This window comes from Planctomycetaceae bacterium (genome assembly GCA_021371795.1).
GTDB lineage: Bacteria > Planctomycetota > Phycisphaerae > Sedimentisphaerales > UBA12454 > UBA12454.
This window is the reverse complement of sequence record JAJFVK010000006.1, coordinates 30,790-54,999: the sequence shown is the minus strand read 5'-3', so window position 1 is coordinate 54,999 and position 24,210 is coordinate 30,790. Positions and strand designations below refer to the sequence as shown.

24 protein-coding genes, 1 tRNA gene, 2 pseudogenes and 1 riboswitch are annotated in these 24,210 nt (G+C 43.4%); of the genes and pseudogenes, 6 read left to right on the top strand and 21 right to left on the bottom strand.

Going from position 1 to position 24,210, the window contains the following annotated elements:
- Positions 1–79 precede the first annotated feature (79 nt).
- From LLF92_02755 to LLF92_02715, 9 genes are all read right to left on the bottom strand, one after another.
- Entirely contained in the window at positions 80–1,630 is a 1,551-nt protein-coding gene (locus LLF92_02755) for a B12-binding domain-containing radical SAM protein (GenBank protein ID MCE5340035.1), read from the bottom strand.
- A gap of 180 nt (positions 1,631–1,810) precedes the next feature.
- Entirely contained in the window at positions 1,811–1,975 is a 165-nt protein-coding gene (locus tag LLF92_02750; protein MCE5340034.1) for a DUF3309 domain-containing protein, read from the bottom strand.
- Between the two features lie 208 nt (positions 1,976–2,183).
- A complete protein-coding gene (locus tag LLF92_02745) occupies positions 2,184–2,966 on the bottom strand; it encodes a hypothetical protein (GenBank protein MCE5340033.1) in 783 nt (260 codons plus the stop codon).
- Positions 2,967–3,060: 94 nt separating this feature from the next.
- Complete coding sequence (locus LLF92_02740) at positions 3,061–3,615, bottom strand: PTS lactose/cellobiose transporter subunit IIA (protein MCE5340032.1); 555 nt, start codon at positions 3,613–3,615, stop codon at positions 3,061–3,063.
- A 131-nt stretch (positions 3,616–3,746) separates the two neighbouring features.
- Entirely contained in the window at positions 3,747–3,920 is a 174-nt protein-coding gene (locus tag LLF92_02735; protein ID MCE5340031.1) for a DUF2934 domain-containing protein, read from the bottom strand.
- Positions 3,921–3,969: 49 nt separating this feature from the next.
- Positions 3,970–4,173, bottom strand: a complete 204-nt coding sequence (locus LLF92_02730; protein ID MCE5340030.1) for a DUF3185 family protein — start codon at positions 4,171–4,173, stop codon at positions 3,970–3,972.
- A 44-nt stretch (positions 4,174–4,217) separates the two neighbouring features.
- Positions 4,218–4,367 (bottom strand): lmo0937 family membrane protein, encoded by a 150-nt coding sequence (locus LLF92_02725; protein ID MCE5340029.1) that lies wholly within the window; start codon positions 4,365–4,367, stop codon positions 4,218–4,220.
- 69 nt (positions 4,368–4,436) lie between these two features.
- Entirely contained in the window at positions 4,437–5,123 is a 687-nt protein-coding gene (locus LLF92_02720) for a hypothetical protein (protein MCE5340028.1), read from the bottom strand.
- Between the two features lie 332 nt (positions 5,124–5,455).
- The gene (locus LLF92_02715) at positions 5,456–6,202 is read right to left on the bottom strand and encodes a DUF3494 domain-containing protein (protein ID MCE5340027.1); all 747 of its coding nucleotides are present in this window, start codon (positions 6,200–6,202) and stop codon (positions 5,456–5,458) included.
- Positions 6,203–6,584: 382 nt separating this feature from the next.
- Between LLF92_02715 and LLF92_02710 the strand changes: the two genes are divergently transcribed.
- The 5 genes from LLF92_02710 to LLF92_02690 all read left to right on the top strand — a co-directional run bounded on the left by LLF92_02710 (position 6,585) and on the right by LLF92_02690 (position 10,155).
- Positions 6,585–8,024, top strand: coding sequence for a PAS domain S-box protein (locus LLF92_02710; protein MCE5340026.1), 1,440 nt, complete (start codon positions 6,585–6,587; stop codon positions 8,022–8,024).
- A gap of 24 nt (positions 8,025–8,048) precedes the next feature.
- Positions 8,049–8,738, top strand: a complete 690-nt coding sequence (locus LLF92_02705; protein MCE5340025.1) for a response regulator transcription factor — start codon at positions 8,049–8,051, stop codon at positions 8,736–8,738.
- Positions 8,739–9,132: 394 nt separating this feature from the next.
- Positions 9,133–9,387 carry a hypothetical protein gene (locus LLF92_02700; GenBank protein MCE5340024.1) on the top strand — a complete coding sequence of 85 codons (255 nt, stop codon included), beginning with the start codon at positions 9,133–9,135 and terminating at the stop codon, positions 9,385–9,387.
- Between the two features lie 62 nt (positions 9,388–9,449).
- Positions 9,450–9,983 carry a response regulator transcription factor gene (locus LLF92_02695; GenBank protein ID MCE5340023.1) on the top strand — a complete coding sequence of 178 codons (534 nt, stop codon included), beginning with the start codon at positions 9,450–9,452 and terminating at the stop codon, positions 9,981–9,983.
- Positions 9,961–10,155, top strand: a complete 195-nt coding sequence (locus LLF92_02690) for a hypothetical protein (GenBank protein MCE5340022.1) — start codon at positions 9,961–9,963, stop codon at positions 10,153–10,155. The genes LLF92_02695 and LLF92_02690 overlap by 23 nt, the downstream gene beginning before the upstream one ends.
- Positions 10,156–10,335: 180 nt before the next feature.
- Here the strand turns inward: LLF92_02690 and LLF92_02685 are convergent.
- The 8 genes from LLF92_02685 to LLF92_02650 all read right to left on the bottom strand — a co-directional run bounded on the left by LLF92_02685 (position 10,336) and on the right by LLF92_02650 (position 17,484).
- Positions 10,336–10,410: transfer RNA gene (locus LLF92_02685), tRNA-Glu, on the bottom strand.
- Positions 10,411–10,455: 45 nt separating this feature from the next.
- Positions 10,456–10,629 (bottom strand): 4Fe-4S binding protein, encoded by a 174-nt coding sequence (locus tag LLF92_02680; GenBank protein ID MCE5340021.1) that lies wholly within the window; start codon positions 10,627–10,629, stop codon positions 10,456–10,458.
- A gap of 222 nt (positions 10,630–10,851) precedes the next feature.
- The gene (locus LLF92_02675; GenBank protein MCE5340020.1) at positions 10,852–13,158 is read right to left on the bottom strand and encodes a hypothetical protein; all 2,307 of its coding nucleotides are present in this window, start codon (positions 13,156–13,158) and stop codon (positions 10,852–10,854) included.
- A 94-nt stretch (positions 13,159–13,252) separates the two neighbouring features.
- Positions 13,253–13,984 carry a ComF family protein gene (locus LLF92_02670; GenBank protein MCE5340019.1) on the bottom strand — a complete coding sequence of 244 codons (732 nt, stop codon included), beginning with the start codon at positions 13,982–13,984 and terminating at the stop codon, positions 13,253–13,255.
- 51 nt (positions 13,985–14,035) lie between these two features.
- The gene (locus tag LLF92_02665; GenBank protein MCE5340018.1) at positions 14,036–14,788 is read right to left on the bottom strand and encodes a prepilin-type N-terminal cleavage/methylation domain-containing protein; all 753 of its coding nucleotides are present in this window, start codon (positions 14,786–14,788) and stop codon (positions 14,036–14,038) included.
- Positions 14,785–15,705, bottom strand: coding sequence for a hypothetical protein (locus LLF92_02660; GenBank protein MCE5340017.1), 921 nt, complete (start codon positions 15,703–15,705; stop codon positions 14,785–14,787). Before LLF92_02660 ends, LLF92_02665 begins: the two co-directional genes overlap by 4 nt.
- A complete protein-coding gene (locus LLF92_02655; GenBank protein ID MCE5340016.1) occupies positions 15,702–16,241 on the bottom strand; it encodes a hypothetical protein in 540 nt (179 codons plus the stop codon). The genes LLF92_02660 and LLF92_02655 overlap by 4 nt, the downstream gene beginning before the upstream one ends.
- 279 nt (positions 16,242–16,520) lie before the next feature.
- A riboswitch (cobalamin riboswitch) is annotated at positions 16,521–16,749 on the bottom strand.
- Positions 16,750–16,758: 9 nt separating this feature from the next.
- Entirely contained in the window at positions 16,759–17,484 is a 726-nt protein-coding gene (locus LLF92_02650; GenBank protein MCE5340015.1) for a hypothetical protein, read from the bottom strand.
- 211 nt (positions 17,485–17,695) lie between these two features.
- On the opposite strand from LLF92_02650, the gene LLF92_02645 reads away from it, so the two are divergent.
- Positions 17,696–18,613 (top strand): fumarylacetoacetate hydrolase family protein, encoded by a 918-nt coding sequence (locus tag LLF92_02645; GenBank protein ID MCE5340014.1) that lies wholly within the window; start codon positions 17,696–17,698, stop codon positions 18,611–18,613.
- Positions 18,614–18,711: 98 nt separating this feature from the next.
- Here the strand turns inward: LLF92_02645 and rpoD are convergent.
- From rpoD to LLF92_02625, 4 genes and pseudogenes are all read right to left on the bottom strand, one after another.
- Positions 18,712–19,446 (bottom strand): annotated as a pseudogene (gene rpoD, locus LLF92_02640) (RNA polymerase sigma factor RpoD).
- Positions 19,447–19,992: 546 nt separating this feature from the next.
- A pseudogene (locus tag LLF92_02635) lies at positions 19,993–20,580 on the bottom strand (hypothetical protein).
- A 17-nt stretch (positions 20,581–20,597) separates the two neighbouring features.
- On the bottom strand, positions 20,598–22,388 hold the full coding sequence (gene dnaG / locus LLF92_02630) for a DNA primase (protein ID MCE5340013.1): 1,791 nt from the start codon (positions 22,386–22,388) through the stop codon (positions 20,598–20,600).
- 402 nt (positions 22,389–22,790) lie between these two features.
- Positions 22,791–24,161, bottom strand: coding sequence for an aspartate aminotransferase family protein (locus tag LLF92_02625; GenBank protein MCE5340012.1), 1,371 nt, complete (start codon positions 24,159–24,161; stop codon positions 22,791–22,793).
- Positions 24,162–24,210: the final 49 nt, after the last annotated feature.

Sequence of the window (24,210 nt, the reverse complement as noted above, 5' to 3'; positions counted from 1 at the left end):
TAGCTTTCTTCACTATCCGATACTCCTTAGTGCTTTGTTATTTTAAGAGACACTCAAACATCTCTTACGATAAAAATATCTATATATGGATAGACGTATTGTATTTATTCATTGATTTGTCAGCAATTTCGTTTACTTGAGGGTGAATGTTTTTTAACATTTTACGAAAGTGAAATCCAAATATAGAGTACCGCACAGCCAATGGTACCCTGCGAAAGTCTCTGAATGACCATAACATTAACATCCAGTAATGTATCTTGCCTTTTTCCAACATACCTATCCGCCATATTGACCTAAAAAACGCCCTGATGTCGCGAAATCCCAATTTATATTTTGTCTTATGGCTGAAATTATAGTTTTTAAGAAAAGTTTTGATGCGTTTGCAAAAATATTTCTGCGAGTAGATAGTATTCATTACTTTCAGGTAGCCACCCTGCAGTTCGTGAATATCCATCTTGGGGATGAAATTAATTGAGCAGTCCATATTGTCACCAGTCGGCGGGTCTGACAATCTGTTTTCATTCATCAGCTTCTGATAAAGTTTCGTTCCGCGCGGCGCGTTGAGCAGTCCGACCATTGCCGTTACAATACCGCTGTCCTGAATAAGATTTATTAATTTATCAAACACATTTGGTTTGTCGCTGTCAAAACCGACAATAAAGCCGGCCTGCACCTGAATCCCAAAACGCTGTATTTTTTTGATCGCCTCGACAAGATTACGCCCGATATTTTGTGTTTTTCCGCATTCAGCCAGACTTGAATCATTTGGAGATTCGATGCCGATAAATACGCTGTCGAACCCGGCTCCGGCCATCAAAGTCATAAGTTCTTCATCATCTACCATATCGATGGAGGCCTGCGTATTAAAAGCAAATGGACGCTTTCTCTTATCCATCCAGTCAATAATCGCTGGGAGCAATTCATTTTTAATCTGCTGACGCTTCCCTATAAAATTGTCGTCAACAAAAAAAACTTCGCCTCGCCATTTATGGACATAAAGATTTTCAAGTTCATCTATTATTTGACGAGTTGTTTTCGTTCGCACTTTACGGCCAAGAAGATTTGTAACATCGCAAAAATCACAATTGAACGGACAGCCACGGGAATATTGCAGCCCCATCATTCCATATTTTTCCATATCAACAAGATTCCACAGCGGAGCCGGACTATTTTGCATATCAGTTTTCCGAACTGTTGTATAAATCGGTTTTACACAGTTATTCGCAAGGTCTTCGAGAAAATCAGGCAGCGTAATTTCCGCTTCATTAAGAACTAAATAGTCAACATTTGGAATCAGTTCAGGAAACGATGTGAACAACGGACCGCCGGCAACAACCTTGACTTTGAGTTTATTACATCTTTCTACCACTATTCCGGCAGAGTTTTTTTGAATAAACATAGCAGAGATGAAAACATAATCTGCCCATTTGATATCAGAATCACGCAATGCAGAAACATTCATATCAACAAGTTTTTTCTCGAAAGATTCCGGCAGCATCGCAGCAACCGTGAGCAGCCCAAGAGGCGGAAGAAGCGCCTTTCTGGAAACAAACTTTAACGCGTTTTTCAAACTCCAGAACGTATTTGGAATTTCAGGATTTATAAGCAGAATTTTCAATTTATCATTCATCTTTCAAATTCCTCGCCTTGCCGCAGCAACCGCCAGCCATTAAGATAGAAAAAAAACCACAAGTACCCTTTTCATATTACACATCCTTCTCTTTAATGATAACAATTATTAACTGGTCTTTTAAATTTCGCACCGAAGACAGTACTTTCTTCTAAATCGCTTCCAACGTTTACTATTTGCTTAGAAGCCGCGAGGAATATATCCCAGCAGTACTAATATCAGCAGAACAATCAGTACCAGCCCCAAGCCGCCTGTTGGTGCGTACCCCCAATTGCGGCTGTAATTCCATCGAGGCAGCCCGCCGAAAAGAAGCAAAACAACAATAATAAGTAATATCAATCCCATAAAAAACTCCCTTAAATTTTCTTAACAGAAAAAACACCTGTCGCGCATCTGATTGCAACGCAACAGTGCTTCCGATTTCCGGCAGATAACGCCTGTCAACAACCATTTCCATAATCCAATTTCACCAAGCCCCGGGGCTCATTATTTAAACCAGTAAAAGGAAAGTGCTTCCAATGAGGCACTTTCCCCTGATAACTTTATTTTAAATCTACGGAGCCATAACCTTGACGTTGAATTCCGTCGATGTCGGCTCGCCGGTTGTCGGTGTTCCCGTCACAGAGACAATGTACTCACCGATACTGGCGCTCTCGGGTGCTGTAATCATGATTTGCACATCAGATTTATCACTGACTTTAACGAGAACTTCGGCCGGTTTAAAAGTGAGGCCTTTGCCATTGGCTAATTTTATTTCCAGCTTCACGTCCTGCTTGAAAGACTCGCCCCTCTCCAGAGAGATGACAACACTTTGGGTTTCACCCTGTTTTATCTTTGTGTCGAAGGTTGGGGCAGCAATCTTAAATCCTTCGCCTTTGGCAACATTGCCACCTTTATCGCTGTCTGACTGCATGGTGTAGCCGGCATCTGCAGTTACAACTTTCACTTTGAATTCCACTAATGTCGGTTCGCCGGTTGTCGGAGTTCCTGTCACAGCAACCTTATACGCACCGAAAGCAGCATCCTTAGGCACCGTAATCGTGAGTTGTACTTCCGGACTGTCACCGGATTTAACGGTAACTTGGGCAGGGTCAATACTGATACCCTCGGCTGCTTCGATTTGCAGTTTCACGTCCTGCTTGAAAGATTCACCTCTCTGCAGTTTGATGTTAATGGTTTGGGTTTCACCCTGTTTGACCTTCACATCAAAGGTTGGGACATCTATTTTAAATCCTTCGCCTTTGACTACACTGCCGCCTTTAGGACTGTCTGTTCCGTTGGAGACAACCGCCAGCACCAGTGTCAGTACAAACATACTTGTAATTATTTTTTTCATTTTGCATTCCTTTACTTAAATTAAATTACATTAAAAACAAAGTCATACAATACTTCATCTTATGTAAAATATATTTCATACCCGCTAAATTGCCTTATTTCATTGAAGGCATAGCGTCTTTGAGTTTGGCATCTTTTTCCGTGTCTGTCAATTTGTCCCATTTTTCCGGACACCCTGCACAGCAGAAACCGACTTTCTCGCCTTTGTACATTCGAGTAAGTTCCTTCGGGCATTTCATGGCATTGATTGGCTCTCCCATAATCGGACATTTGACATTGCAACAAGGCATTTGCTGCATATTTTCTTTCATGCACTTGTGCACATTTGCCAGAAGCTTGTCAGCTTTTTCCATTTCAATTTTGGCTGTCTTTGTATCACCTTTGTCAATAGCCTCAATGGCAGCCATGATGGATGTCTTTGCAGCGGACACGTTTTCCATATTGGCCTGGCATTTTTTCATGCAATCAGCCATGCACTTGTTCATATCTCCCATTGTGCATCCGCTCATCGGTTTTGACATTGCCGGAGTATTAGGCTCTTTTGCCTGCACCGACCGTATCGGAAGCAGCGACAAAGTCGTAACAACTATTATCACAGCGGCCGCGGCAAGCCCTATACTAAACAATGATACTGTTCTTTTCTTTTCCATTTTTCCCCTTTCAACTTTTAAATTTCTAATTCATTTTTATGTTATTTCTTTATAAAATTTAAAAACTTATTTTTTCATTTCTTCTCATTAGCTTCCAGCCATTCCTCTCGGTTCTTCAGTTCCTGTTCGGCTTACAGCCAGTTCTTTTCACTTTGGCCTTCATTGCAGCCATTCTTGACGTAAATTCCGTATGCCCGACTGGAAATATCTTCATCCGTCAAAATGGCGGTGGCGACTTGTCCTTGATGCGGAGCTTTGTGCGACTTTTGCATGTCAGACATTTGCGTCGCTTTCGACCTGGTCATGTACTTACTCATAGCCTTCCTTTAAAAATTATAACTTTAAATAATAGGTTCATTTAATTTGGCCTCTCAACAAACCTGCCAGCCCGATGATGATTACAACAACTCCGCCTATCAACATCCATATCGACTTATCGGTAGGTGAGCCGGTGAAAAAGCGAGATATATCAGAACTGAATGACTTTGACGCAGAAACGCCGTAAACCATCAGAACGATGCCCCCGACAAGTATTGCCAGCAAAATTGTTTTATTCATAGAAAAGCCTCATTTTGATTTTGTTGCCCTGACTCACGAAAAGTTCACACAACTTTTTGTCCGCTGATAATTCTAATCAACACAACCACAACAGCAATTACCAGAAGAACATGAATGAAACCGCCCATTGTATAGGAACTCACCAACCCCAGAAGCCACAATACAAGCAAAACTACAGCTATAGTATAAAGCATAACAATATTCCCTTTCTTTTTTCGGATTAGTATTTCACAAAGAGCCAACTGCCCACTCGCAAATCCTTATTATTTCTCATTACGTTTTTGTCTTAATTCTTCGAGATACTTTGCAGCCGCATCTTTACCGCCTAAACCAAACGCAAGAGCTAATGCGAGGCAAATGCCGCCAAGAATAATATTGAAAGTAGCTGTTACCAGAAGCGGTGCAATACCGAGCTGTTCCAGTGCGATAGTTGCTGCGAAAATTATAATAGCCCAGCGACTTATCGCGGCAAGTATCGCCGGTTTAGGGAAATTGGCATTGCCGGCGGCTGTGCGGACTATTCCTGAAACAAAATTTGCCAGGAACATAGCAACTATCAGAACAAGCAATGCGGTAATAACGTTGGGTATGTAAGCAAATAAACTTGCCAGAACATCAGAAGCTTTCGGCAGCCCCAGCGCATCAACCGCCATCACTAAAACCATAATGATAATCAGCCAATAAACTATTCCGCTTACCAACCGTCTGGCCGAAACATCCATATTCCCCTTCTTGAGAATTTCCGATATTCCCGCCTTGTCGGCAAGCATGTCGAAGCGTACAGTCTTAAGAAGCCAGTCAACCAGCCGTCTAATTGTCTTGGCCACAATCCAGCCTACTATCAGGATTATCAATGCTCCCAGCAGGACAGGAAGATAAGCCATTATCCTTGTCAACATTTGACGAACCGGCTCAACAATAAGAGCATTCCATTCAATTACAGCTAACATTTTATATCTCCTAAAAAATTATTAAATCCAGCTTTATAATTTCGATGCAGTTCAGAATTGACTAATATTAATTTGACTAATCGTCTGAAAAAATCTATTCATCTGCCGCTTTGCTGTTGGTTTAATTTATTCAATCAGGGTAACAGCAAAAAAATATTTGTAAATCAGTGTAGAGCCTGTTTCTGGTGTGAGTCCAATCAACTATCTGTCTGTCGGCAAAATCCCTTACCTGTATATTAGACATTTCGCCAATGCTTTAATGATGAGAACGGCCGGCACAAAGAGAAAGTTTGCGCCGGCAGAGTCCCTTACTTAATTGCATCACTATTTTTTTATTTCTTCCTACGAATAATGCTTAAAACACCTAAGCCAAGCAGACAAATTGTTGCTGGTTCAGGAATTGTGATTACGTTGTTGTCGAGCGTCACAGCTCCATTGAGGGCAATAACCCGACCATTCACGCCGGCACCAGTGTTAAGTGTGTCGCTCGCAGAGGCGATGATTGTCCCCGCAAAACTTGTGCCTGTGCCGAGGGTAGCCGAGGAGCCGACCTGGAAATAAACGTTGTCGGCGTTGGCACCATTGATTAGGGACACGGACGAGGCAGAAGCGGTAATGAGCGTGCTATCTATCTGGAAGATAAATATCGCATTGGAGTTGCCCATACCGTCAAGAGTGAGCGTTCCGGTCAACCCAGCCGATCCCGTAATATGGTAGACACCTGGTGTGAGAACAAGTGACAAATCCTGACCACTCGAATACGTAACATCGGCCGTTTGCCCTGCCAGAAAATTGTACGCATTGAGGGCATCATTCTGCGCCTGAAGCGCAACCGCATCACCCTGATGCGACGTTCCCGTAAATGTCCCCGGACCATCATTCTCAATCGTACCATAGAAACCAGTGATGGCCGTTCCCGGACTTACACCGAGGTTACCTACGAGGGCAGTCATGCCGGTGTTAGTAACCGTAGAGCCGCCGAGTACCGCGAAGTTCTCCGCCGTGCCCAGCACTATAACATTAGCCAAGCCTGCTGTTGTCAGTACAGACAACAAAATAATTGTAGTCAATTTTTTCATAATCTTCTTCCTTTAATTAATTAATATTTTTATCGGTTTTAGTACTATTAGCGCATTTTGTGATTACTTGAATCGCGACATAATAAACTTCTTACATTCACAAACACTCGCGGAACAACACCGACAATACTCCACTCCGGAGTCGAATGATAACATAAGGAATAAGTATGTAAATCAGTGTAGAGCCTGTTTATATTGTAAGGAGAATGGCCTACCTGCCTGTCGGTGAAATTCCCTACATAATACAGATTCAAGGGACGGTTTTCCATCAGATACAGGATTGACAAGTTTATTTAATATTGCTAAAATCAAGGGGATTTTATTTGGAGCATCTCTTTGCGATTTTACGATGTGGATTGCGGTAAAGGCAAAGGCAGGAAAGGTGAGTAGTCTAACGAAAAAATTAAAAAATATAACCACAAAGCTTGAGCATGCCAGGAAGATGCTCGATGTTAGCGAGGATAAATACTGCCAGCTTGTAGAGAATATCGACTGTATTATTCTGCGTGTGGACAAAAATGGAAAAATAATTTTCCTCAATGTGTTCGCTCAAAAGTTCTTTGGCTATACTGAAAATGAACTCCTTGGCAAAAACATAATAGGAAAAATAATACCCAGGAAAGACAGCTCCGGCCGAAACCATACACAGTTAATCGAAGATATCAAACAAAAGCCTGAACTTTATGCTACTTATGAGAATGAGAATGTTTGCAAAAACGGCCGTCTGGTATGGGTTTACTGGGCAAACAAGTTAATTTACGATGAACAGAACAATATTACTGAAATCCTTTGTATCGGCCACGACATAACTGAACGCAAACACATAGAAAACGAGTTGAGACTATTGGCCGCAGTGGTACACAACTCAAACGATGCGATTACAGTACAGGATTTGGAAGGCAATATCATTACCTGGAACCTCGGCGCAGAGCGTATATATGGATACAGCAAAGCTGAAGCGATGACGATGAATATTAGCAGGTTAACCCCCGGCCATAAGCAGGACGAAATGAGGTTGCTGACCGAGAGAGTGTTGAATGGAGAAAGCGTCGAATTATTTGAAACACATCGCACAACAAAAAATAATGTTATATTGAATATCTCCCTTACAGCAACTTTGTTAAGGGATGAAATGGGGAAACCATTTGCCGTTACAACAACTGAAAGAGATTTTACGGAACGCAGACGACTGGAAAAAGAAATCCTCGACATAACTGAAAGAGAAAGAGAACTGATAGGCCAGGAAATGCACGATGGTATGGGGCAGGTACTTACCGGCATTGCTATTAAGTGCAAAGGATTGGCACTGAAACTTAAGGGTATATCTTCTGAAGAAATGAAAAATGCCTTATTAATATCAAAACTTGCAAACAAGGCAATAGTACAGACACGAGACATCGCCAGAATGCTTTATCCCGTTGATATTGAAACAGGCGGTTTGGTCTCTGCATTAAAAACACTGGCATCCACCGTAGGAAAAACTATGGACGTTGTCTGCCGGTTCAAGTGCGGACACTCTGTCTCTGTTAAGAATCTTGTTGAGGCAAAGCAAATTTATCGGATTGTTCAGGAAGCGATTACCAATGCAGTCAGACATGGCAACGCAACTAATATTGTAATAAATCTTCGTTTGACAAAAAAAGGAATTGTTCTGTCAATTGAAAATGACGGGCTGGATTTCCCGAAGTTATCTCCAAATAGAAAAGGGGTTGGATTAAAAATTATGAAATACCGCACCGACCTGATAGGCGGCTCGCTTGATATTCGTAAACGCAATAAGGGTGGAACAATTGTGAAATGTATTTTTCCGAACAAAGCATAGTTATCTCTGATAAAGAATGGTTATATGGCATTAAAGAAAAAACAAGATAAAACGGCTGAAAAGAAAACGCTGGTTTTTATCGTCGATGACCACCCTGTGGTACGAGATGGACTTGCCGTGATTATCAATCATGAACAAGACCTGAATGTATGCGGTCAGGCAGAAGATGCTTGTCAGGCACTGAAAGATATTACTGAATTGAAACCAGATATCGTTATTGCCGACATTTCCCTGAAGAATTCAAATGGTCTTGAACTGACCAAGAGTATTAAGGCAGAATACCCGAAAATATCTGTCATAGTCCTTTCCATTCATGATGAATCCGTGTATGCCGAGCGAGCACTTTTAGCAGGTGCAAAAGCCTATTTGATGAAAGATGCTGTCTCTGAAAATATTATCAGGGCAATTCGCACGGTTCTAAACGGCGAGATATTTGTCAGCGATAATATTTTAAAGAAGTTTCTCCATAAAATCGCAGGCGACAAATCTGATACAGCAAAAACATCAATAGATAATCTTAGCGACCGTGAATTAGAAATTTTTCGCATGATTGGTGAAGGTTTAAAGGCTTCACTGATAGCAACACAACTTCATTTAAGTATAAAAACAATCGAGACTTACCGCACACGCATTAAAGAAAAATTGGGCATCAACAATGCCCCCGAACTACTCCGGTATTCAATAAGATGGGCAAAAAGTCAGGATAAAGATTAATTATATCCCAATCATATTCTGCAGATATGCCTTTCTCAACAGAACATTTTCGAGACAAACTTTTTCCCCTTCGCATTCGGCCTACACAAAGATAATGGTTTTCATCGACATCAAAAACGGATGTAACACTGATTTACAGAGATAAGACTTATGTTATCATCGGGGGCAGTTGTTAATAGAGTTGAAAGCCTTTTAAGGTAGGAATGGAAGTAGAAGTATAAATGTCAGGTTTGACAGAAAACGGATATTCAAATAAAAAGGAGTTGTCGGACCTGGCAGAAAACAAACGCAGCATGGAAGGCTGCGAAACACATAATATGGGTTGGCAGCTTGATTGTATAATTGTTTGTAATGATTTTCGTAGCTTGTCAAACTTTTGTAAAGAGGTGTAAAAATGTCGGATTTAAGCCAACAAAATAACGAATCGACTGTAATATCCGAGGATACAGATATCTCCTCTAATTGGGGCGCCAGCAAAAAAATCAGAGGTAAAATAACCGTTCCAACATTGCAAAGCGTTTGCTCATTGCCGGAAGTTCGTAAAAATAAAATTCTTAGGATTCGGCATCGGCTTATGGAGGGCACATACGACATTGATACGCGATTGAATGTCGTTTTTGACCGTCTTCTTGAGGACATTCTTGTATAGCACGGCACACAGTTAATTATGCGTTTCCATAAGTTATCAGAAATTTTCCAGGCGGACATATTGTGAGCAAAAAGGAAAACAGCACTGTTCTTGCGGCAGAAATTAAAAGAATTCTTATTGTCGATGATCACCCTATCATATGCGATGGATTGGCACAGCTTATTAATCTTGAAGCGGACCTTGAAGTACGCGCCAAAGCCGGCAATTTCGCAGGGGCTGTCAAGGCGGTGAAAACACAGCAAATTGATTTGGCGATTGTAGATATGCTTCTCAAAAAAGAGACAGGTATTCAGGTTATAAAAAAGATAAAGACGCTGTGTCCAAATTTGATTGTGCTGATGTTTTCTGTGAGTGATGAACTGGAATACATTAAACAGGCATTCGACGCAGGGGCAAGAGGATACATTACAAAAGATGAGTTGTCTGAAAAAATCATAGATGCGATAAGGCAATTGCTTGGCGGCGGAATTTACATTAGTAAGAAGTTAGCCAAAAAATTTCCCAAACATAAAATTAAAAAGGGAACAAATTCCGTTAAAAAAACAATGAAGACGTATGAAAGGAGTTATACAAATGAATTACCTGGTCGCAAATAGTGCGAAATTTCAGTCTGCCGAAGAGAAAGGGCTTTGTCCGGTTTGCGGGAAAGTTATGAAAGAAGTGGATAGGATGAAAGAGGGGTCGCATTTTTTTGTATGGTATAAGTGCACAGAAGAAAATTGTGATGGCCAGTGGCTGCAAAAAAACGCACAGCTTGGCGTAAGGTAGCACTTTGAATCGTTGTATTTTCCATTAGCAAAATCTATCCTAAGTGCTTGTTTTTCAAGATTAAACGATATAATTGTAACACAATTTAAATGAGCTACGTATATTTGTACCGCACGAGCTTCCACATAAATACAAAAACAGCCAAGACACATTAAAAAATGTAATCCTGGCTGTAATCAATAGCCCCAAGGGGATTTGAACCCCTGTCGCCGGGATGAAAACCCGGTGTCCTAGGCCGGGCTAGACGATAGGGCCACTAAGCCTAAGCAAGTATAACCTGCTTTTACTGTAAATACTAACTTATTCCATTTCGATGGCGCTGACCGGACATTCATCAACACAAACGCCACAGTCAACACAAGTATCCGCATCAACAACGGCCTTGCCGTCAGTCATCTTAATCGCTTCAGCCGGGCATGCATCAACACATGATTCGCAACCTGTGCACTTTTCTTCATTTACTTTTGCGGGCATATTAAAAATCCTTTCTAAAACATAATGTTATAATTCAACTTCGTTTGAGGCGGAAATAATACTAAACTACCAAGAGATTTACAACAAAAATTTCGCCTAAATTACAGATTAAAATAAAAAAAATAAATATTCGTAACCTCTGCATTTTTAAGGCTTAAACAACACAAGACATTTTAAGTCTTTTTAATGTGTGAAATAATTACCGCCAACTATTTGTATTGGTTATTTATTATCCGCTATAAGTTCTGCGGCCATATCCTTAACAAACTGGTTACTGTCGTTGGAGTTTACCCATTTAACAACTTCCTGAAAATTATCCCCCTGTTTTCCCGCAAGGGTGAAAACTGACATAAGTCTGACCGGCCAATCCTTATAATCCAACTGCGATGAAATTGAGTCAATGAGCCGATAATCAAGGTTTACATTCTGCAGAGCCGCCATAGTGTGCACTTTCAGCACCCAATCGTCTTCGAGCATACATTTTGACAATGCAGAAGTCAGCAGTCCCGGCTCGCAATACAGGAATTTGTACCTGTTTTTCATATTTGCCAGACTCTGCTGTTCGGCAAGCATGCCTGCGAACAACTGCACGGATTTGATTTTCTGCCCCTGTTTGCCGGATTTCAAAGCATCGAACCTCTGCTGCAAGTACAAAGTATCCAGTCCAAGGCTTCTTCTTTTCACGACAACCTTTATCGGGTCAGTGCCGAAAATACTTTTAACGCTCCCATCAGCAGCAGTCTGCGGGTCGATATAAACTGTAATTTCCATATTCAGATTCGCCTGCGGATGGTCGTCGAGCATTGGTCCTAATGCACCGTCAGACAATTTCAGTGGAACGAATAACGCACCGCCCGGCTTGATTTCATACGAAGGCCTTACCGTACGGACAATATAATTTTCATACTTTTCGGTCAAATCTCCACTGATACGAACATCGACACGTATATTGCCTTTGAAAACAGCATCCGGACAGACAACCATCGGCTCGGTATAATTATTCACAATGGAAAGCTGCATATCCAGCGGCGTACCGTAAGAAAAAGCATTGCCGGCCGTTTTAAGCGAGACGGTAAGCATATTATCCGGAGGCATAAACCCACTGAATACACTCTGGCCGTATTCGTTAAGCAGAACAGTTTCAAGTGCACCAGAATCAACCGGCGAAACATATTCAGAGCCGAGCTTCTTGAGCAAAGCTTTTGCTTTTTGGGTCTCGAATGTACCAGGAGACGACTGAACAGCTACTTTGAGCAATTCAACCGCATTACTGTCATTTCCATTCGCGTCGAAAATCATAGCCTTGGCAATAGCTGCAACCTGGCTTGTGTTTTCAATTTTTTGGAGCATCGGCACTGCCAAATCTTTTTGCCCGTTCACAACAAGAGCATAAGCTAAAAAGGCCTGCGCACTGACTGAATTATTGTCAGCGTCATAAGCCTTTGTCGCCCAGGTCAGCGCATCGGAATTGCTGTCCTGCACGAAGGCATAAAACCAGGCATAATCCTGAAGTTGAGCGGCTGTGGCAGTGGTTTTGCCGGCAAGAATGCCCGCTGCACGGGCGTTTATGCTGTTGAAAATTGCCTGACTTTCTTTTGCATCGCCACTTTGTTTGGCTGATGCGGCCGCAATAGCCTCAATCATGACATCATATACGCCGAATCCGCGAACCTTTTGAAGAACCGTATTGCATGCACGATAATTTCGTGTGTTCATACAGTTCAAAGCCCACGGCCTATAATATTCCGCGGCATATTGTTCTGATGGATTTAAGTAACTGTTTGCCTGAATACAATATTGGTACCCTGCCGCCGCTGCGGTATAAAGCCCAACTGATTCGGCCAATCTTGCGAAATTATACGCCGACTCCAAATCAAGCGGATTTGTCCTTACCGCCAAACGCAGACTCTGCAAATACGAAGCATAAGAAATACCCTGCTTGGTTTGCTGCGCTGTGTCCACAAGCGTATTGAATGCCAGACGATTATAATTATTTGCGGAAAAAGCGTACATAAGATACTTCTGTGCAGTATCGGTATCTGCGGTTTCAGCGACCAGAAATGCAAGTTGAGTTGCCAGTTCTGAAGCAAAGAATGGATTTGTTTTACCGTATTTATCTACCACATCTGCAAGAAACTTTTGACGCTCCTCGCGGCTGCCGAGTTTTTCAATGAGATATTGGACTGCTTTTAAAGAAACGTCAAGGTCGGCGTTGCGGCCGATTTCAAGATACTTATCGAGCGCAATCCGAACTGTCGGCGAAAAATCGCTCTGCGGATACCGCCCTGCAAGATTAATAATTTCAGGCGGAATATCATCAGCCCTTCTATCGAGCATAAGCGCGGCGTTGAACAAAATCATCGCCTGTTTGGCCTGTGCCAGATCGGCATTGGGGCTGGAACAAAGTTGACAGCCTGACTGATAAAACGCTTCAGCCGCCAATGGGGAGGCCAAATTATCTGCCGATGTTATACCCGCGGCAACAGCGACAATGGATATCATCATTAATTTTGAATATTTGTTGCTCATATCTTCGTCCTTTGTACAGACTATCCAAGTGTAATTTTATATACAAGTTATATCGACAAATGCGATATAAATCTTTATAAATTCAGTGCTTAATTTACTTTTTCTGCCCTGCGACTGCAAGCACAAAGGCGAAAACTTTCGCCGCACCGGCATCCTTCAAAACTTTGGCACATTCGTTCAAAGTCGCCCCTGTTGTCTTGACATCATCAATCAAGCAGACGTTTTTGCCTGAAAAATCGTGGTTTTTCCGCACTGCAAACGCGCCAAGCAGGTTTTTTTGCCTTTCGGCAAATGTAACGGCCGTCTGGCTTTTTGTCCGGCGAATCTTTACAAGATCGCGGTTCACTTTCACACCCGGCATATCGAGACTTCTCGCAAGCAGATGCGATTGATTGAAACCACGGCGAAAATGATTTAGCCAGTACAATGGAACAGGAACCAGATAATCGATTTTACCGGGAAACCGCATCCGCGAAAAAGTCTTCTGCGTAAAATCCGTCAGCACCGGCAGCAGTGAAATTTGGTTGGACAATTTGAATCTGACAATAAGCTCGCTCAACGGCGGATGATAAATTCCTGCGCAGGCTATCGCATCGAAATGAAATATTTCGTCTTCGCATTTGGGACAGCCGTTTACTTCCCCGAATTGTCCGGCTTCCCTGCCGCAGCGAGTACAAAACCCGTCAACAAAGCAAAGACCCAACTGCGACCAGCAACCGGAGCAGAAATGTTCATCCCCGTCAGAAATAATTGTTCGGCAGCATTTGCAGTAATTATGCCCGAAAAACTGCTGAAGATTTTTGATACCTCGCCATGTTGTCCGCAAAAGTTTATCCACGGACACAATTATAAAATGTGGAAGTAAAAAAGAAAGAAATTATTTCAAATCGTAAAGACTGTTATCTGGCGACAAAAATCCTGTACCGTCAGCAATATTCCCCTCGGCTGCCTTATCCGCGTTTTTATAACATTCTTTTCTGGACACTGCCGACCCGTCACAAAAAACAACATTGGTTTTTATGCGATGCCTGTAAGCCTGCGTACCTGCCGCAATCAAAGTCGGGTCGCCGCCAAATGGCGCTCGCATAAATTTATTGGCTCCGTTGGCATATCCACCGTCGCCAAACACCGCACATTCACCGGGACGTCTTACGTCGGTAATTTTTACAGGCATTTCGACAGGTTCGCCGAATCCATGACCTATATAAGTGGTATTGTAGTTGTAGCCGGTGTACTCTGCGCCAATTGAATTATCGCCGCCTTTATAGGATGGACACTGATATATCTGGTCTATTAATTGTTTTTGCCATAAGATACCAGGTTTGATTGTAACCAGATTTTTTGTCCAGTCTTTGACAGCGATAAAATCCCAGTAGCTGAAAGTGGAACTTGAAGTGGTAAAATTAACCGCCAACACCGCAGGCGGAAAATAATAATTATTATTTTGAATATACGCAAAGCAGGCGATCATAATTTGTTTTTCTTTACTAATACACACAAGGCTTTGCGCCTGTTGCCTGGCCTTTGAAAGAGCCGGCAGGAGAACCGCAAGCAGTAATGCTATTATAGAAATAACAACGAGCAATTCAACGAGCGTAAAACCATTTTGAAATTTTCGTTCCGTCATCATTTACACTCCCATGTACAATCGAGCCAGTTTCCTGCCATCACACTGAAATCCGCAAAATTTACCCGACAGTCAAAATTCAAATCACCTGCCGGAAACGGATGTTTATAATCTCCGCACGCTGCGACATCTGCCACCGCGTCAATATCCGTTAAAACGGTGCTTGCAGCGTCGTCTTCAATTCTTACATACATAATCCAGTCAAGTCCGACATCGTTTATATCGAAACCGGTTCCGCCCGCTGCGCCATCGTAAGCATCTATTATAGCGGCAATACTTGAGCCATAAAAACTGGCTTTAGTCAGTTCCGGGTTGACAGGTTTTGTAGGATTAAGTTCACCTGCCCATACATTGTTTACATCATCCCACTGATAACCCGCGGTCGGCGCAAAAATATCTGCCTTTGGTGAACCGTAGTAATACCAGTTTACGCCGTCCTGACTGACCGACACTATCCCAGGTTCGTCAACAAACATTGAGCTGACAACGGTATTTTCAGGATTTCCGTTAGTCCAGGTTTGTTTACTGCCGAGGCTGTAACAGGCATTGCCGAAAATTATAAAGTCTATTCCGTAAAGGTTATTTCTGTCATTAGCTACCGGGTGGTTGAATTTTAAAGTTATAGAACCGCCGCTGCCTAATGTAACAACCTCGAAATATCGAAACGCCGGATACACAGGTACAACAGGACAGCTTTGTCCAGGCGGGATAAACCATCCATCGCCCGTTGTTTGCTGTGTCGGCCGACCTAACGCCGTTTCCGGATGATTAAATTTTTCGGTCGGCACAAGTCTGTCTGCAAAGACACCCGTCCCTTCAACATAATTTGTACACTCGAACGCAAAATCATTAGCATCGTAGTTATACGCTTTACAGAAAGCTGTAATGAAAAGAACAATAACTAAAAATTTACAATTCATTTATTTCTGCGAGTTATGAATGCACCAATTGCAAACAATACTATTGTCATTGGTTCAGGAAGTGTCGGGATTGCAGGCCCTGCGTTGCCCCAGTTTGGAAAATCATCAGCCACTGCGCCGGACCAACTGCCGTTTACAAGCTGCTGTACATAAACGCCATCGTTATTCATTGCCCAATCACCGCCGGAATCTTTATTCCAAAATGAAAGCCAGCCGAGATTCGCAGTTGCGTGACTTTCGAGTCCGTCGTTGTAATTTATGTATTGAACAAAGGCGCTCTGCGACCACGCAAAATCACAAGCCGCCGCCAATGCGTCAAAGGCATCGGCGACTGTTGCCGTTCCGTTATACTGATACAGCCATGCGTGAGATTGTGTCAAACCGCTTTCCCAATCGACTACTATCATTGTCTGGTTACTGCCCGTTCCGATTAAACTTTCAACCTGAACTGTTATACCGCCGTAATTTACCGGAATTGCAAAAATTGAACTGCAAAGTGCAAACACAATTACTAAACTAAATAACTTCTTCAACATTTTCTTCTACTCCAAAAAACAAGGTTATATTTCATTAAATTTGCTTCCCGTCCGCGCGGGAATTGCACTTGATGTCCAACTTGGGTCTTGTTGCGGCCGTGATTAAACGACCGCAACATGGCAGACCTCAAAAAGCATTTCGCTTTGTGGAATTGGACAAAACTAATAAAACAAAAAAAGCCGCCGTTCCCGAATAAGGAACGGCGGCTTTATAATCCAAAACAAAGATGCTGCAAAATGCACAGCATATCTGTCGGTGTTCCTTACGCGAGAACTCTCAACAAATTTATGATTCCGACAAGGTTTTCTGACTTGCGTTCTCCAAAAGAACCCTTCCCGTCTCGAATCTCAAATTTGAAATCTCAAAACAGTGGTACAACTTCTTTTGGTCAACAAACGCTTACAGCGGCGCGACCGTCACGGCTTCTAACCGTGTTCCCTTTTTCGTAATCAATATTTTCTTTTTAAAAGAACAGGCGTAGTCTACTGTCCGCCCAAACAGTTGTAAATAGAAATCTTATTTTAGCACAAAAATGACAATCAACAGCGCAATTACCACAAGCGTACACACCGTCAAAGCACCGACAAAAACCCACATAAACCGCTTATGCTGTGTATTAATGACATATTTAAGATATTGGTCGCCGGCGGTAAACGCCCTGCTCATTTGATTAATGCTTTGAGCCTGTTCTGCGACATTGCCGTTGAGCTTGTCAGTTATATTGTTAAATCTCCGCATACCCTCAAGAATCTGCGTATCGACCGCGGCTTGAGCGGCAACCTGACCGGCCATTTCCTTCACAGCGGCGGTCTGCTCTTCCGAAGCAGCGGGAATTTTCGCAACCGTCTCACTAAATTGCTGATTCTTTAACGCCTGCGACTTGAGCTGTTCAATCAAAGATTCGACAACGAACTTTTGAGTTTTCATACTCTCCGGAAAATTCTGAAGCAGTTGCGGAATTTCATCTATGCGTTTCAGCAGTTCAGCGTTCTGCTCAACCTGTTTGCCGAGATGGTCGTTGATACCGCCGAGTTTATCGACAAGCTGCTCGAACGAATTTTGAATCATCTGCAGTGCTTCGGTGCGGTCGGGTTTGGATTCTGTTCTAAGAGGCACGATATTGGAAGGATTACTGCCGGATTTTTTGGATTGCGTCCCCTGCAAAGGCTCATACAAGCCGTTGTCATTCTTTTTCGATGCGAACCACTTAGTTGTCCTGGAAATCAATTCTTTTATCGCCATAACTTCGCTCCGTCGCCATTAGCATATTTGCATTGACTTAAATCTATTCTGCAAATACCATTTCACTAAATTATCGCCTCTGCTTCACGAGCTTTGGAGCGTCGGCGACTTCCATTAAGTTAAGATATGAGTGCAATAGTACAATCGGTATAATGAATAAAAAGTCCCATAAAAGCAAGAAAAAACCATAAATTTAAGGTAAATTTAGACTATGAAACTGGTTACATTCAAAAAAGATGACGTATTCTCTTTTGGCGCCCTGACAAACAGAGGTATTATTGATTTGTCATCAGGATTCGACAGCGTTACAGAGATAATCTCCAATTACCCACAAAACATTGAGAAAGCCAAATCGCTCGTTAATAAAAACACCGCATTTATCAATCCTGCTGCGGTAGAGCTTTTAGCTCCCATACCCAAACCGGGTAAAATCCTCGCGCTGGCCGGCAATTACGCAAAACACATTATCGAAGCGGGCCTTAAACTCGGCCTAACCGCTTCGCCCAGACAAAATACAGTCCCCCGCCCGTTTATTAAACCGATTACGGTAATGAATCATCCGAACGCAATAATCCCATGGCCAGCGTACAGCAAAGAAATCGATTATGAACTTGAACTTGTGATTGTGATTGGAAAGACCGCAAAATGCGTCAGCCCGCAGGATGCGAAAGACCACATCGCAGGTTATACGATAGCAAACGATGTTTCAGCCAGAAGCGTTACTTTTAAGGAAGGCCGCGAGAAAAGGCCGTGGGACGAATTTTACGATTGGCTCAACGGCAAATGGGCGGATGGTTTTCTGCCGCTTGGCCCGTGCATTGTTACCGCTGACGAGATTGGCGACCCGATGAATTTGCAAATGACGCTGAAGGTCAACGGCGAGGTTAGACAGAACGCAAATACAACCGATATGATTTACAATGTTTATGACATTGTTTCGTTTTTGAGTAATATGATGACGCTCGAGCCGGGCGATATTATCGCGACCGGAACACCAGAAGGCGTCGCGATGGCCACGGGCAATTTCCTCAAGGCCGGCGACAAAATCGAATGTAATATTGAAAAAATCGGAACGCTTATAAATACACTGGGGCCAAAGCCTGAAAAATTCTACGAACCACTAAAATAATAGCCACAGAGTTCACAGAGAACACAGAGATTTAATTTATATACCATCTCTGTGAGCTCGGTGTTCTCTGTGGCTAAAAACAAATTCTTTCTCTATGGCTACGCCGACTTCTGGTCAACGAAACCTTCCAGTCTTCTGCTTCTGACCGGATGCTGAAGTTTGCGAATCGCTTTTGCTTCAACCTGACGAACACGCTCACGAGTAACCTTAAAAATCCTGCCGACTTCTTCAAGCGTATATGTGTAGCCGTCGCCCAGACCGTAACGCAGTTTAATAATTTCACGTTCACGATAGGTCAGCGTTTTCAAAATCTCGTCAATTCTGTCCTTGAGCATTTCGTGTGTCGCAGACTGCACCGGCGATTCAGCCGATTCATCTTCGATGAAGTCGCCGAAGTAACTGTCTTCGCTTTCGCCGATTGGTCTGTCGAGACTGATTGGATGCTTGGATATTTTCAGAACACGTCGCGCCTCTGAAACGGTCAACTGTGTTTCTGCTGCGATTTCTTCAATCGTAGGTTCGCGTCCGAGTTTTTGCAGCAGTTCTTTGCTCACGATGCGCAGCCTGCTCATCGTTTCAATCATGTGAACAGGAATTCTGATTGTGCGAGCATGGTCGGCGATAGCACGAGTAATAGCCTGACGAATCCACCACGTCGCGTAGGTGCTGAATTTATAGCCTCTACGGTATTCGTATTTATCGACGGCTCTCATCAGGCCGGTGTTGCCTTCCTGAATGATATCGAGAAAACTCAAGCCGCGGTTACGATATTTCTTGGCGATAGAAACGACAAGCCTAAGGTTTCCGCTCGAAAGCTGCCGTTTGGCAAGTTCATACTGCGAGAAAACCGCGCGAACCGCCTTGAGTCTTTTTTCAAGCTGCTCCGGCGTTTCGAGCACCATTTCCTGCATCCCGTTATATTCCTGCATCATCGCGTCGATGTCTTCCTGCATATAATCTTCGCTTGGGCCTGCCGAAATATGCTGCTGAAGTTGATGCAGCTTTCCGAGAATGCCTTCGAGTTTTTTCATCAAAGGCTGAATCCTGCTTGTTCGCAGACTCAGCTCTTCGAGAAGCGTCGCTGTCTTGGCGCGATTAAATTTAAGCTGCTTATGAGCCTTTTTCTTTTCAGTCTCGTTCGCTTCCTGTACGAACTGGTTGAAGAGTTTAGTGTTTTTTTCCAAAAGTTTATTTACAGTTTTCAAATTTTCCGGCAGCCTGCTTCTGACGACTGAACGAATAAGATTTTCAGAAGTGCTCATCTTCATTGTTCTGTCGAACGGCAATGAGCCGTCGCTGACCTGCTGAAGAATCTCGATAGCGGCAACTGCGCAATAATCGCTTTCGAGCACTTTGCGTCGAAACGCCATTCGTGTAAGTTCGATTTTACGGGCGAGCGAAATTTCCTGATCGCGAGTCAGCAACGGTATCTCGCCCATCTGCGTCAGATACATTCGCACAGGATCGTCGATTCTGCCAGTGTCCATTAGTTCGGTTTCCAGCAACGCATCTTCGGTATCTTCGGCCGTTTCGGCTTCCTCATCGACAAACACTTCGTCATCGACTTCAAATTCCTCTTCGTCGTCCTGTTTTTCGATTTCCGCTTCGTCCAAAAGCGAAATGCCCATCTCGTCGAGCGTCATAATCAGATTTTCAAGCCTCGCAGGTGAAATGGACTCGTCCGGCAACTCGTTGTTCATCTCTTCATAAGTGATGTAGCCCTTTTTCTTGGCCTTCTCGATGAGAAGCTTAATCTTTTCTTCGACAGTCTTTGGAGCCGCCTCTGCCACGGCCGGAGTTTCGGCCGTCTGATCTTCCGACTGCTGCGGCTGTGCCTTTTTGAGCGCAGCTTCCGCGGCTGCCAGTGCCTCGATATTCTTGGCGGCCTGCTGAATCCTGACTTTGCGGTCTTTGTCTTTTTCTTTGCCCTTAACTGCCTTGCTATCTGTATTTTTCTTTGCTGTCATTTTCTTCCCATAAAATATTAAGTAGATATGAGACCGGGGTTTCGTCTGTCCGGCCTTGATTTTATCGCAGAAATTCTCTGAAGAATATCGTCGTCTTTAGTTTTATTCAGATTTATGTTTTGTTTATGCTTATATTCCAGCATCGCATCAATCGCGCCGCTCAATCTGCTCCGCAGTTTATCCATATCCTGACCGTTATCGCTCAATTTGACAAGAAGTGCCGCCAATTCTTCAGATTCAACACCTGCAAGCAGCCTTGTAAGTGAAAATTCTGCGTTTTCAGCCATTGTTTGTTCGATAATCCGCCAGGCATCTCTGTATATTGCCGCGTCGAAATCATCCGCCTTGATTCTTTTGGAGGCCGACTCAAGCAGTCTCGGCTCATTTAGCAGCACTTCGATAATCTCCGCCTGCGCCTTTTCGCCGAAACTTTCAAATTCAACGCTCGACACTTTCACGTTTTGGATGGTATTAACTACAGCCTGCCTGCCCTGTCCGTTTCGCCGGCTCAATTCCCTACGAATATCGTCGGCCGGTATCTGCAAAATCCTGCTCAACCTGTTTACAATCAAACCAAACGTAATAGCGTCAAGCGTTCCGCCTTTTGCCGCTGTCGCGACAGACCGCAAATATTCATCCGTTGCCGCCCGCCTGTCTGTCAGGTTTTCGCTTTTGCCGAATTTTTCCGTCAGCTTGTCCCAGCGATACTGCATAACATCAGTGGCGTTATCGATTAGATTTTTAAATGCGTCGCCGCCGGCAGCAAGAACAAAATCACACGGGTCTTTACCCTGCGGAACAGCGGTAACTTTCAAATCTATACTCTCGGCAAGACAAATCTCCATCGCCCTTTCAGCCGCTGCCGCACCAGCCACATCGCTGTCAAAAATCAAAACGATATTCTTCGCATAACGCCGCAAAAGTTTCGCGTGCCCGGACGTAAAACTCGTTCCCAGCGTCGCGACCACATTTTTGCAACCGGCCTGATGAACAGCTATAACGTCGGTATAGCCCTCAACGACCGCGACAGTACCGCTTGATACAATCTCGTGCCGCGCTTTATCAAGACCGTAAACACAATTGCTTTTATCAAAGATTATCGACGTCGGCGAGTTCATATATTTCGCCGGGTCGTCGCCCAGCGTCCTTCCGCCAAAGCCGACAACTCGCCCGGCCGCGTCAACAATCGGAATCATCAGCCGGTTACGGAACTTGTCATAATAATTGCCCTGATCATTGGAAACTATCAGACCAGCGGCAAGCATAAGCTTATCAGGTATATTCCTCTGCCGCGCCGCGTTCAAAAAGTCGTCCCATCTTTCCTGCGCAAATCCGAACGAATATTCTTCGGACGTGCTTTCAGAAAGACTTCTGCTGTTGATATATTCTCTGCATTTTGTGCCGATTTCGGCATCGAGCAGATTTTTGCGCCAGAACTTCATTGCCCAGCGGTTTACTTTCTCGACATCAGCGGCGTCAGCCTCCGGCATTTGCCCCACGGGTGCCGGGCGTTTGACAAAGTCAAGTTTGATTCCCGCCCGCTCGGCAAGTCTTTCGATTGCACGCATAAAAGTCAGACCTTCGCGCATCTGAACGAACTTAATTACATCCCCGCCGGCACTGCACGCGAAGCATTTAAAAATCTGCTTATCGGTATTGACATTCATACTCGGCTTGTGGTCATCGTGAAACGGACACATTCCGACCATTTCCCTGCCCTTGCGGACAAGTTTGACATGCTCCGAAATAACATCTACTATGTCATTAGCCTGCTGAACTCTGCTGATTTGGCTATGGTCAAGTTTCATTTATATATGGGTCAATCCTTTGGTTAATTAAGTACCCTGATTGGGGAAGTTAGATAAAATAAGGACAATAAGTATAGGCAAGGTATGTGCAAAAAGTCAAATCAGCCGCAAAAACCCGCTTTTTAGTACTGAAAATTGCGGTTTTGTTTAAATACGACGATTGGTCATACAGTAAAAACTTGCATTAACTTACAGAAAAATAGTAAGTAATACGGATGTGCTAAAACGAATGGCGGACACTCTATTTATGAATTCATGTCCCTTGGGAAGAGTTTTTGTGGCATTTCGGCATAAAACAGAGACTTTCCCCGCGCAGGCGGGGAAAGCAATCTCAATTTTTCCGAATTTTTATAAGTTCCCTTAAAGCTTTACTTTTAATAAAAGCAATCCAACCCGACTCATCTACGCAAGATGTAACTCGCTAATTGCCTGGCGAATGACACCGCATCCTTCTATAACCGCATCTTTGGTTATACATAGGGGCGGAGCTATTTTTACACACCCACCGCCAATGCCGACAGGTGCAAATAACAAAAGGCCTTTTTTATAACACTCATATACAATGTTCCATGCTAAATCATAATCAGGCTCTTTTGTGCCCTTCTTTACCATCAGCAAACCGCCGACCAAACCCTTTGCCGGTGCAAAACCAATAATATCAGAAAATTCTTTTTGAATGGATTCCAATTCGCTCTTTAAAACCTTGCCAACTTCGGCAGAGTTTTGCACGAGTTTTTCGTTTTGAATAACATTGATATTCGCCAAAGCAGCCACACAGCAAATCGGATTTGCTGAATGCGTACTTGTCATTTCATTCGGACCATACATATCCATCACATCAGCCCGGCCAATCACGCCGCTAATCGGAAGCGAACTGCTGAAACCTTTGCCCATGCAGAATAAATCGGGAACAACTTCATAATACTCAAATCCCCACATTGTGCCGCATCTGCCGAAGCCGGCCTGAACTTCATCAAAGCAAAGTAATGCGTTATAAGTATCGCACCACTGTCTAAGTTTCTGCGCATATTCTTTCGGCATAAAATTCGGCCCGATTCCCTGATACGTCTCGCTGATTACACCTGCGACATTGTCAGGATTTATTTTCAATTTCGACAGAGTCTTTTCAAACAAGTCAAAGCTGACATCTTCATTTCTGAAACCGTCCGGGAACGGCACATGAACGATTTCCCTATCAAGGGTTTTAATCCACGCTCTTCCTGTGCCCAGAGGTCCCATCTGCTGCGAGCCGAGCGTCCTGCCGTGGAAAGCATCCGTAAATGAAACGATAATATTCTTCGCTTCCGACCGGACTTTTTTACCATAAGTTCGCATCAACTTTAAAACGCATTCAGTTGCTTCGGCGCCAGTGCTTAAAAGAAATACCTTATTCAGTTTTTTGGGCACGATTGACACAAGCTTCTGAACCAAATCGATTCTCGGCAGATTCGGAAAACAATATGTCGTGAGCAAAGGCTTTGATGCCTGATTTATAATAGCTTTAACGATTTCAGGATGACCGTGGCCGGCGTTTGTAATCAAAACGCCCGATGAAAAATCCAGCCATTTATTCCCATAAGCATCGAAGACATTTATGCCCTGTGCGTGGTCCCAGACAACAGGAAGCTGGCCGCGCATACTGCGTGCTTCAAATTCCCGCAGTGTTTTAATTTGTTCTATCGTTTTATCGTTCGGGATTTTGCCTGATACTTTCCTGTATTTAGTTTCAATTGTTTCAACTGATACCGACTCAAGTGGAAATTCCTTAGCCATTTTTAAACTATACCTTTCTTTGCTTTTTTACCCCTCCCTCATAGTCGGG

What these genes read in the sequence shown, in the direction of transcription:
- LLF92_02650 (MCE5340015.1), bottom strand. Translation starts at nt 17,484, where the DNA reads ATGGCGATAAAAGAATTGATTTCCAGGACAACTAAGTGGTTCGCATCG.
- LLF92_02675 (MCE5340020.1), bottom strand. Translation starts at nt 13,158, where the DNA reads ATGAGCAACAAATATTCAAAATTAATGATGATATCCATTGTCGCTGTT.
- LLF92_02680 (MCE5340021.1), bottom strand. Translation starts at nt 10,629, where the DNA reads ATGCCCGCAAAAGTAAATGAAGAAAAGTGCACAGGTTGCGAATCATGT.
- LLF92_02740 (MCE5340032.1), bottom strand. Translation starts at nt 3,615, where the DNA reads ATGGAAAAGAAAAGAACAGTATCATTGTTTAGTATAGGGCTTGCCGCG.
- LLF92_02735 (MCE5340031.1), bottom strand. Translation starts at nt 3,920, where the DNA reads ATGACCAGGTCGAAAGCGACGCAAATGTCTGACATGCAAAAGTCGCAC.
- LLF92_02725 (MCE5340029.1), bottom strand. Translation starts at nt 4,367, where the DNA reads ATGCTTTATACTATAGCTGTAGTTTTGCTTGTATTGTGGCTTCTGGGG.
- LLF92_02655 (MCE5340016.1), bottom strand. Translation starts at nt 16,241, where the DNA reads ATGTTGAAGAAGTTATTTAGTTTAGTAATTGTGTTTGCACTTTGCAGT.
- LLF92_02645 (MCE5340014.1), top strand. Translation starts at nt 17,696, where the DNA reads ATGAAACTGGTTACATTCAAAAAAGATGACGTATTCTCTTTTGGCGCC.
- LLF92_02690 (MCE5340022.1), top strand. Translation starts at nt 9,961, where the DNA reads ATGAATTACCTGGTCGCAAATAGTGCGAAATTTCAGTCTGCCGAAGAG.
- LLF92_02715 (MCE5340027.1), bottom strand. Translation starts at nt 6,202, where the DNA reads ATGAAAAAATTGACTACAATTATTTTGTTGTCTGTACTGACAACAGCA.
- dnaG (MCE5340013.1), bottom strand. Translation starts at nt 22,388, where the DNA reads ATGAAACTTGACCATAGCCAAATCAGCAGAGTTCAGCAGGCTAATGAC.
- LLF92_02665 (MCE5340018.1), bottom strand. Translation starts at nt 14,788, where the DNA reads ATGATGACGGAACGAAAATTTCAAAATGGTTTTACGCTCGTTGAATTG.
- LLF92_02750 (MCE5340034.1), bottom strand. Translation starts at nt 1,975, where the DNA reads ATGGGATTGATATTACTTATTATTGTTGTTTTGCTTCTTTTCGGCGGG.
- LLF92_02745 (MCE5340033.1), bottom strand. Translation starts at nt 2,966, where the DNA reads ATGAAAAAAATAATTACAAGTATGTTTGTACTGACACTGGTGCTGGCG.
- LLF92_02730 (MCE5340030.1), bottom strand. Translation starts at nt 4,173, where the DNA reads ATGAATAAAACAATTTTGCTGGCAATACTTGTCGGGGGCATCGTTCTG.
- LLF92_02720 (MCE5340028.1), bottom strand. Translation starts at nt 5,123, where the DNA reads ATGTTAGCTGTAATTGAATGGAATGCTCTTATTGTTGAGCCGGTTCGT.
- LLF92_02660 (MCE5340017.1), bottom strand. Translation starts at nt 15,705, where the DNA reads ATGAATTGTAAATTTTTAGTTATTGTTCTTTTCATTACAGCTTTCTGT.
- LLF92_02705 (MCE5340025.1), top strand. Translation starts at nt 8,049, where the DNA reads ATGGCATTAAAGAAAAAACAAGATAAAACGGCTGAAAAGAAAACGCTG.
- LLF92_02625 (MCE5340012.1), bottom strand. Translation starts at nt 24,161, where the DNA reads ATGGCTAAGGAATTTCCACTTGAGTCGGTATCAGTTGAAACAATTGAA.
- LLF92_02700 (MCE5340024.1), top strand. Translation starts at nt 9,133, where the DNA reads ATGTCGGATTTAAGCCAACAAAATAACGAATCGACTGTAATATCCGAG.
- LLF92_02755 (MCE5340035.1), bottom strand. Translation starts at nt 1,630, where the DNA reads ATGAATGATAAATTGAAAATTCTGCTTATAAATCCTGAAATTCCAAAT.